We start from the raw sequence: 7,786 nt of genomic DNA on the forward strand, positions 1-7,786 counted from the left end.
GGTCGAACGTCATGAGGGAACTCCGAGATCTCGGTCGAAGACGAAAGGCGTGTGTGACGCGTGGGATCTCACCCGCCTCACGCGAGTGTGTCACAAGAACATCGCGGCGTCTCCCCCGGCGTTACCACACGGGTGTCCGACCACGGCGCAGGCGCGGCTGGTTGACTGTCACACATGAGCCGCACGCCCAGATGGTCCGCCTCCGACGTCCCCGACCAGACGGGACGGACCTTTGTCGTGACCGGGGCCAACGCGGGGATCGGCCTGGCCACCACACAGGCACTCGTGGCCCGGGGCGCCCGGGTGGTCATGGCGTGCCGGAACCTCGAGAAGGCCGAGGCCGCCCGGGCCACCCTGCCGTCGGGGACGCGTGACCTGGCGCTGGTCCGTCGCCTCGATCTGGCGGACCTCGACTCGGTGGACGAGTTCGTCGCCGGGACCGCGGATCGGGTGGATGTCCTGATCAACAACGCCGGCGTCATGAACCTCCCGCCCTCGCGGACCGCCCAGGGTCACGAGATGCAGTTCGGCGTGAACGCGCTCGGTCACCACGCCCTCACCGGCGGCCTGCTGCCGCGGTTGACCGATCGCGTGGTCTGGCTCGGCTCGCTGGCACACCTCCGCGGGCGCGTCGACACCGACGATCTGAGCATGGACCTGCGCGGATACCGGCCGATGGCGGCCTACGCCAACTCGAAGCTGGCCTGCATCATGCTGGCCTACGAATGGCAGCGCCGACTCGGTCGCGAGGGCGGGGAGATCCGGTCGATGGCCGCCCACCCCGGGTACACCGCCACCGAGCTCCTCCGGCAGAGCGGCCGCCCGGCCGCCGACCGGTTCTTCGAGCTGGGCAACTCGATCTCCTGGGCCGGGCTGACACCGGAGATGGGAGCTCTGTCCGTCCTCTACGCCGCGACGGAGCCGGACCTGCCGGGCGCGACCTTCGTGGGCCCCGATCGCCTCGGCGGCCTCCAGGGGTATCCGAAGATCGCCAGGTCGAGCGGCCGTTCCCGCGACGAGCGGGTCGCCTCCGCCCTGTGGGAGCGCTGCACCGAGATGTCCGCGTTCCGGTAGTCAGCCCGCGGCGGGGTCAGGCCGACCCGTAGGGGTCAGGCCAGTCCGGCCGCGGCCAGTCCCTCACGGAGCCGGTCGAGGTGCTCCGGCGGGCCCTGGAGCAGCGGCATCCGCAGCTGGTCGGAGCCGAGCAGCCCCTGCATCTTCAGCGCCGCCTTGATCTGGATGGCCCCCTGCGAGGTGTGCATGATCGCGTCGACGGCCGGGATGAGGCGGGTGTGGATCTCGCGGGCCCGGGGGAGATCACCGGCATCGACGGCGTCGATCATGGCCCGGTAGTCGTCTCCGGCCACATGCCCGACCACCGAGACGATGCCTGTGGCGCCCAGTGCGAGGAACGCGAGGTTGAGCACGTCGTCACCCGAGAACCACAGCAGATCGGTCTCGGCCATGAGTCGGCTGGCCTCGAAGAGGTCGCCCTTGGCGTCCTTGACCGCGCGGAGGCCGGGGATCTCTCCCAATCGGCGGATCGTGTCGGAGGACAGGGCCGTGCCGGTTCTCCCCGGGATGTCGTAGGCCATGACGGGTCGCCCTCCCGCCTCGGCGACCATCCGGAAGTGCTCGACGATCCCGTGCTGCGTGGGCTTGTTGTAGTACGGCGTCACCACCAGCAGCGTGTCGGCGCCGCGCTCGACCATCGCGGCGGCCGCCCGCATCGAGTGCTCCGTGTCATTGGTCCCGCAGCCGGCCATCACCGACACACGGTCGCCGACCGCCTCGACGACCGCGGCCACGGCGTCGTAGTCCTCCTCGTCGGTGGTCGTGGCGGACTCACCGGTGGTGCCGTTGACCAGCAGGCCGTCGTGGCCGTGGTCGGCGAGGTGGACGGCGAGTCGCTGCAACCCGTCGAAGTCGATCGAGCCGTCGTCGTGCATTGGGGTCACCATCGCGGTGATGACCCGACCGAAGGGATTATCCGACATGGGCACCAGGATAGGCGGTCCTCATTGATCGTTGGCCCAGTGCGGTCACCGGCAGCTCCGGCGGGGACGACCGGAGGCACGCGGGCCCCGTCGCGGTTAGGGTCGTCACCACCCCACACGCACGACCCAGGAGGACCACATGAGCTCGGAGACACCCCCGGAGACCCCAGAGGACCTGGGCAACACCATCGACGGAACGCGTGTCGGTGACGGAAGTGCGCCGGATCCGGCAGCGGACCAGGGAGCGACCGGAATCGACCCGGACGCACCGGGCAGCGGTGGTCACAGTGACGGGCAGAGCGTCGGCAACGGCGACGGCACCGCGACGACGGGAACTAGGGACCTGGAGGAACAGAAGCGCATCTATCAGACGCCGGAGCAGCCGGACCACGCGCTCGGTGGGAGCGAGGGAACAGCCGACGGGATGTAGGCCGCCAGCAAGCCGCGCTACGGCGCGGGAGCGGGGAGGACCGTGACGGCGCGGCCCGAGGGGAGGGTCAGCGAACCTTGTCCGGGTTGGTGTCGAGGAAACGGCCCAGGGTGTTGTCGACGACGATGTGAGCCACCTCGTTGGTCGTGGCCACACCCACGCGCAGCGTGGCGGCCAGAGCATTCTGCAACATGGAAACCTCCCGACAAGTGGTGTGACTCGCGTCACTGACAACCGTCACCCTACGCTCGGCCGCGGGAGACCGTAGCCGTATCAGCGAAAAACCCGGATGACCGTCCTGCACAGGCGCCCCGGCCCGGGCGAACCGCTCGAGCGTATTGTTGTTGCGTCATCCAGTCAAGGGGTCGTCATGCTTAATCCACTGGTCAGGATCCATCGGTCGGCCACGCGCTCCCACACCGGTGGCGGCTGGCTGGACTCACGTCACTCGTTCTCCTTCGCCCGCCACCAGGATCCGATGAACACGCATTTCGGGAGACTCCTGGCGAACAACGATGACCGGATCGCACCGGGTTCCGGGTTCGACACCCACGGCCACCGGGACATGGAGATCGTCACCTGGGTACTCTCCGGTTCGCTGGTCCACCAGGACTCCGAGGGCCACAACGGGATCATCTACCCCGGCCTCGCCCAGCGGATGAGCGCGGGGTCCGGGATCCTGCACTCCGAGCGCAACGACGCCTGGCGGGACGGATCGATCCAGACCCCCGAGGCCCCGGCCGAACCGGTCCACCTGGTCCAGATGTGGGTCGTCCCCGACTCCACGGGAGGGAATCCGGGGTACGAACAGCGCGAGATGGACCCCGCCGAGCTGGAGGACCACCTCGCCGTCGTCGCGGGCGGTCTCCGCTCCCACGCCGACCGGGCCGCCATCCGGATCCGCAACAGCACCTCCGCACTGCTCGCGTCGCGGCTACAGCCGGGGCGGTCCGTCCAACTCCCCGATGCGCCGTACCTCCACCTCTACGTGCCCGTCGGCTCGGTCGACCTGGAGGGCGAGGGCGAGCTTGCCACCGGTGACGCCGCGCGGCTCACCGCCACGGGCGGTCGCCGGGTCACCGCCGGCGTGGACGGGGCCGAGATCCTCGTGTGGGAGATGCACGCGGGGATGACCATGCTCGACGTGAGAGGGCACTGAGCCCACTGGGCCCCCGGCTCAGGTCGCGTCCGACTTCGACGGAGTCGGGGCGCCGTCGTCCTGCTCGGTCTCCGGGATGTGGTGCAGCGGGCCGACCGGCTCGGGGGACGGCGCGTCCTCGTTCTTCTCGAGCGCCTCCGCGGAGTAGGCCCGCCGCCACTGCCGCGTGACCGTGGGCGGCCGCTCCCCTATGTCGTTGCTGATGCCGCGGACGAGGCTGTACATCATCACGAAACCCATCACGAAGAACGGCAGACCGATCACTGTGATGACCTCTTGCAGGGCGGTCAGTCCGCCCTCGCCGGTCCCGGCGAGAATCGTCGCCGCCACCGCGCCCATGAGCACGCCCCAGATGATGCGCTGGTGGGCCGGCGAGACCTGGACGTCGTCCCCCTTGCCCGAGGCGATCATGTCGACGACCATCGCCGCTGAGTCGACCGAGGTGGTGAAGAAGATGACAACGACGAGGATCGCGATCCCCGAGACGAGGGTCGACAGTGGGTAGTTCGACAGGAACGCGAACAGGGCGCCCGGGATGTCGCCCTCGTCCACGACCGCCTCGGTGAGCCCGCCCGGGCCGAAGAGCTCGATGTGGAACGAGGCCATGCCGAAGATGCCGAACCACAGGACGGAGAACGCGACCGGGAGGCCGAGGACGCCGAACACGAACTGGCGGATGGTCCGGCCGCGACTGATGCGGGCGATGAAGATGCCCACGAACGGCGACCACGTGATGGTCCACGCCCAGTAGAAGACGGTCCACGTGTTCTGCCACCCGGCCAGGTCGTCGTTGGCCGGGAAGACGTTGTTCCACAGCGCGAGCTCCGGAAGCATCGTGAGGTACACACCGAGCGACTCGACCGTGCCCTTAAGCAAGAACAGAGTGGGGCCGGTCACCAGGACGAAGACCAGCAACCCGACGGCGATAGCGATGTTGAAGTTGGAGAGCCGCTTGATGCCCTTCTCCAGTCCCGCCGCGACGGAGATGCAGGCAATCACCGTGACGACGGAGATCACGAGAACCTGGACCAGCGGGGACATCGCGATACCAAACAGCTCGGACAGCCCCGCGTTGATCTGCAGGGTACCGAGCCCGACCGAGGTGGCGACTCCGAACACCGTGCCCACGAGCGCGACCACGTCGATGGTCCGGCCGATCGGTCCGAAGATCTTGTCCCCGAAGATCGGCGCGAAGATCGAGCTCACCCGCGGCGGCATCTTGCGCTTGTAGATGAAGTAGGCGAAGGCCAGGGCGGGTAGCGCGAAGATGGTCCAGGTGTGCAAGCCGAAGTGGTACAGCGTGAAGCCGATGGCCTCGCGGGCGGCGTCCGCACTGGCCGGCTCGACCCCACGGGGCGGCTCGGCGAAATGCGAGATGGGCTCGGCCACACCCCAGAACATGAGGATCGAGCCGATGCCCGCCGCGAACAGCATCGCGAACCAGGTGAGGGTCGAGTGCTCGGGCTCCTCGTCGTCGCTGCCCAGCCGGACATGGCCGAAGCGGCTGATCGCGATCCACACCAGGAAGAACAGGAAGGCGGTGACGCCGAAGATGTAGAACCAGCCGAGATTGGTCATGATCCACCCGGAGGCGGTGCCGAAGACGCTGCCCACCCACTCACCGGCGAAGAACGTGATCACCACGAAGGCCAGGATCACGCCCACCGTCGTGAGAAAGACCCCCGGGTCTGTCCTGAGCCTCAGTGCGCGTGTAATCCGTTCGGACATGGTCTCCCTCGTCTGTTCGGCCGTGCTTGGCGGGTCGGTCATCCGGGCTGACCTCAGTACGCGAAGTTGTGTACCACGAACACCTTGCCACCGGCGGAGTAGGCGATTCCCATTCCCGCCGAACGGTACCCGGGGTCAACCAGGTTGTCGTTGTGGCCGGGTGAGTTCTTCCACAGGTCGACCAGACACACCGGTCCGCAGTGTGTACCGGCGGCGACGATGTTCTCCCCGTGGCCACGGTTCAGCAGCGCCTGGTTGTGGTAGACGGCGTCCTGGGCGGCGAGCCGGTCGGCCCACGTCTGCGCCTCGCGGTCAAGAGCCGGGTTGGGGGCGAGGACCCCGAGCCCCCTGGACACCCGGTAGGAGTCGATCTCCCGGACGATGCCCTCGCGCAGCCCGCCCGAGACGTCCTGGTAGATCATCCCCGTCGACCCGACCGCCGCCCACACCTCGGCGGGCACCGCGGCACGGGCCTGGGAGACGAGCTCGTCCACCACGTGCTGCGGGATGAACGACGGCAGAGCCTGGGCGGAGGCCGTCGCGCCCCCACCACCCATCAGAGTGGCGGAGGTGACGGCGATGGTCGCGAGTGACGCGGTGAGCCTGGAGCGCATGGAGGTGATCATGCCGTCTCGGCGAGCCTGAAGCGAACCAATTGGCGGATGAGGTATCGACTACGTGTAACCCCCGTGACCTGCGTAAGTCAGTGTTACGGGTGAGACTGAAGTTAACGTGGCACCAGGAACAAGCCGGCCCCCTCGAGGACCTCGACTGTCACCGGGAGCGGCGCCACGGCGTCACCGTCGGCGAACGCCTCCACGTCCTGCGCCTCGATCCGAACCGACCTGCACCGCCGCATGGTCACCCCCCGGAGCCCCACGTGGGTACCGGTGTAGATCCTGCGGAAGTGCCACGCCAGCCGGAGCTTGGAGATCCTGCCGACGTAGCAGACGTCGAACAACCCGTCGGACCGGTCGGCATCGGGGGCGATCCTCATGTCGCCGCCGTAGCTCCGGGTGATGGCGAACGCGCTGAGCAGGACCTCCGTCTCCACCGTCTCCTCCCCCGCCACACCGGCGTCGAAGGTCATGCGGAACCGACGGGGCCGGTACGTCGGGAACTCGATGATCGAGGCCAGGACGTAGCGCAGGGGCCCGCCGAGGATCGTCATCTCGTTGACGCGCCGGTTGACCGCCGAATCGAGCCCCGCACACAGGACGGAGGCGAAGAGGTGCGGGGCACCGCCGTCCGGGGTGGCACGGCCGAGGTCCACCTGCTCGACCCGGCCGGCGGCGATGACGTCCGCGGCGGCCTCCGGGCTGTCCAACGGGACGCCGTACTCGCGGGCGAGGTCGTTTCCGGTGCCTGCAGGGATGATGCCGATCGGGACCCCCGAGAACGCCTGCGCCTGCACGGCCAGCGAGACCATCCCGTCCCCGCCGCACACCGCGAGAGCGTCCACCCCGTCGGCGATCGCCTGCCGGGCCAGATCGAGGGACTCCTGCGCACTGGCCCCCCGAAGCGCGTGGACCTCGAGCCCGTGCGACCGCAGCCTCGCGGCCGCCCTGTCGGAGACCCGGTCACCCCGTCCTCCGCCGGCGGCCGGGTTGGTCAGCAGGGCGACCGTGCGGATCCGACGGTCGGACAGCCGCGCGTTCACGGGATCAACGTCCCCGGGTTACACACGCCCTTCGGGTCCACGGCGTGCTTGACCGCACGCAGCATCCGCACACCCACCTCGCCGATCTCGGCCTCGAGATAGGGCCTGTGGTCCACCCCGACCGCGTGGTGGTGGGTGATCGTTCCGCCGGTGGCCATGATCGCCTCGGATGCCGCCCGCTTGGCCTGCGTCCACTGTGCGACAGGGTCCTCGCCCCGCTGACCCGCCACCACGGTGAAGTAGAGCGACGCGCCGGTGGGGTAGACGTGACTGATATGGCACATCACCAGCGCCGGAGTGCCACTGACCTCGAGCGAGGTGGTCAGCGCCCCGGCGACGGCGTCCCGCAGTGCGGGCAGGTTCGACCAGTCGGTGGCGGTCTCCAGCGTCTCGACCAGCGCGCCGTTGTCGAGCAACGCATCACGCAGAACCGGCGCACCGAAGCGGCCGTGCTCCCACGCCTCGGCCGGACCGGAACCCAGCGACACGCCGCCGTGGGCCAGCAGCACCGCCCGGGTCTCGGCATGACGCGACCCGGCGTGTTCGGGCGTGCCCTCGAACAACGTCAGACACAGGCAGCCGCCGGCGTCACCGCCCGCACTGTCACCACCGCCGCCACTGCCGCCGTCGCCGCCCGCACCCTCCGCGCCAACACCCCCTGCGCCAACACCCACTGCGCCCGCACCCTCCGCGCCCGCACCCTCCGAACTCACGCCCTCGGCCCGCTCCCCGATCGCCTCGGTGGCGGTGGCCAGGTTCACGGCCGTCTCCGCCTCGTCCGACAACCGGATGACGGTGGGGCCGGCACCCTG

9 protein-coding genes are annotated in these 7,786 nt (G+C 69.2%); 3 read left to right on the forward strand and 6 right to left on the reverse strand.

Annotation, left to right across the window (positions count from 1 at the left end; genetic code table 11):
* The first annotated feature begins 174 nt into the window (after window positions 1-174).
* The gene (locus G6028_RS17160; protein ID WP_182659585.1) at window positions 175-1,074 is read left to right on the forward strand and encodes an oxidoreductase; all 900 of its coding nucleotides are present in this window, start codon (window positions 175-177) and stop codon (window positions 1,072-1,074) included.
* 35 nt (window positions 1,075-1,109) lie between these two features.
* Here G6028_RS17160 and dapA read toward each other — a convergent pair whose 3' ends face one another.
* Window positions 1,110-1,997, reverse strand: a complete 888-nt coding sequence (dapA, locus tag G6028_RS17165) for a 4-hydroxy-tetrahydrodipicolinate synthase (protein ID WP_182616732.1) — start codon at window positions 1,995-1,997, stop codon at window positions 1,110-1,112.
* Between the two features lie 139 nt (window positions 1,998-2,136).
* Between dapA and G6028_RS17170 the strand changes: the two genes are divergently transcribed.
* Complete coding sequence (locus G6028_RS17170) at window positions 2,137-2,427, forward strand: hypothetical protein (RefSeq protein WP_182640669.1); 291 nt, start codon at window positions 2,137-2,139, stop codon at window positions 2,425-2,427.
* A gap of 67 nt (window positions 2,428-2,494) precedes the next feature.
* Here G6028_RS17170 and G6028_RS17980 read toward each other — a convergent pair whose 3' ends face one another.
* On the reverse strand, window positions 2,495-2,620 hold the full coding sequence (locus G6028_RS17980) for a hypothetical protein (RefSeq protein ID WP_277817639.1): 126 nt from the start codon (window positions 2,618-2,620) through the stop codon (window positions 2,495-2,497).
* A 177-nt stretch (window positions 2,621-2,797) separates the two neighbouring features.
* Between G6028_RS17980 and G6028_RS17175 the strand changes: the two genes are divergently transcribed.
* Window positions 2,798-3,586: a pirin family protein gene (locus tag G6028_RS17175; RefSeq protein ID WP_182659586.1), complete on the forward strand. Its 789-nt coding sequence runs from the start codon at window positions 2,798-2,800 to the stop codon at window positions 3,584-3,586.
* 18 nt (window positions 3,587-3,604) lie between these two features.
* Here the strand turns inward: G6028_RS17175 and G6028_RS17180 are convergent, their stop codons facing one another.
* From G6028_RS17180 to G6028_RS17195, 4 genes are all read right to left on the reverse strand, one after another.
* Entirely contained in the window at window positions 3,605-5,314 is a 1,710-nt protein-coding gene (locus G6028_RS17180; RefSeq protein WP_182659589.1) for a BCCT family transporter, read from the reverse strand.
* A 53-nt stretch (window positions 5,315-5,367) separates the two neighbouring features.
* On the reverse strand, window positions 5,368-5,940 hold the full coding sequence (locus G6028_RS17185) for a CAP domain-containing protein (protein ID WP_182659587.1): 573 nt from the start codon (window positions 5,938-5,940) through the stop codon (window positions 5,368-5,370).
* Between the two features lie 101 nt (window positions 5,941-6,041).
* Window positions 6,042-6,974 carry a diacylglycerol kinase gene (locus tag G6028_RS17190; protein ID WP_182659588.1) on the reverse strand — a complete coding sequence of 311 codons (933 nt, stop codon included), beginning with the start codon at window positions 6,972-6,974 and terminating at the stop codon, window positions 6,042-6,044.
* Window positions 6,971-7,765 carry an FAD-binding oxidoreductase gene (locus G6028_RS17195; RefSeq protein ID WP_338404266.1) on the reverse strand — a complete coding sequence of 265 codons (795 nt, stop codon included), beginning with the start codon at window positions 7,763-7,765 and terminating at the stop codon, window positions 6,971-6,973. The genes G6028_RS17190 and G6028_RS17195 overlap by 4 nt, the downstream gene beginning before the upstream one ends.
* Window positions 7,766-7,786: the final 21 nt, after the last annotated feature.

It is taken from the genome of Dietzia cercidiphylli, assembly GCF_014145145.1.
Taxonomy (GTDB): Bacteria; Actinomycetota; Actinomycetes; order Mycobacteriales; family Mycobacteriaceae; genus Dietzia; species Dietzia natronolimnaea.

Excerpts from the sequence above, each read along its gene's own strand:
- G6028_RS17160 (WP_182659585.1), top strand. The coding sequence starts at position 175 with ATGAGCCGCACGCCCAGATGGTCCGCCTCCGACGTCCCCGACCAGACG.
- dapA (WP_182616732.1), bottom strand. The coding sequence starts at position 1,997 with ATGTCGGATAATCCCTTCGGTCGGGTCATCACCGCGATGGTGACCCCA.
- G6028_RS17170 (WP_182640669.1), top strand. The coding sequence starts at position 2,137 with ATGAGCTCGGAGACACCCCCGGAGACCCCAGAGGACCTGGGCAACACC.
- G6028_RS17980 (WP_277817639.1), bottom strand. The coding sequence starts at position 2,620 with ATGTTGCAGAATGCTCTGGCCGCCACGCTGCGCGTGGGTGTGGCCACG.
- G6028_RS17175 (WP_182659586.1), top strand. The coding sequence starts at position 2,798 with ATGCTTAATCCACTGGTCAGGATCCATCGGTCGGCCACGCGCTCCCAC.
- G6028_RS17180 (WP_182659589.1), bottom strand. The coding sequence starts at position 5,314 with ATGTCCGAACGGATTACACGCGCACTGAGGCTCAGGACAGACCCGGGG.
- G6028_RS17185 (WP_182659587.1), bottom strand. The coding sequence starts at position 5,940 with ATGATCACCTCCATGCGCTCCAGGCTCACCGCGTCACTCGCGACCATC.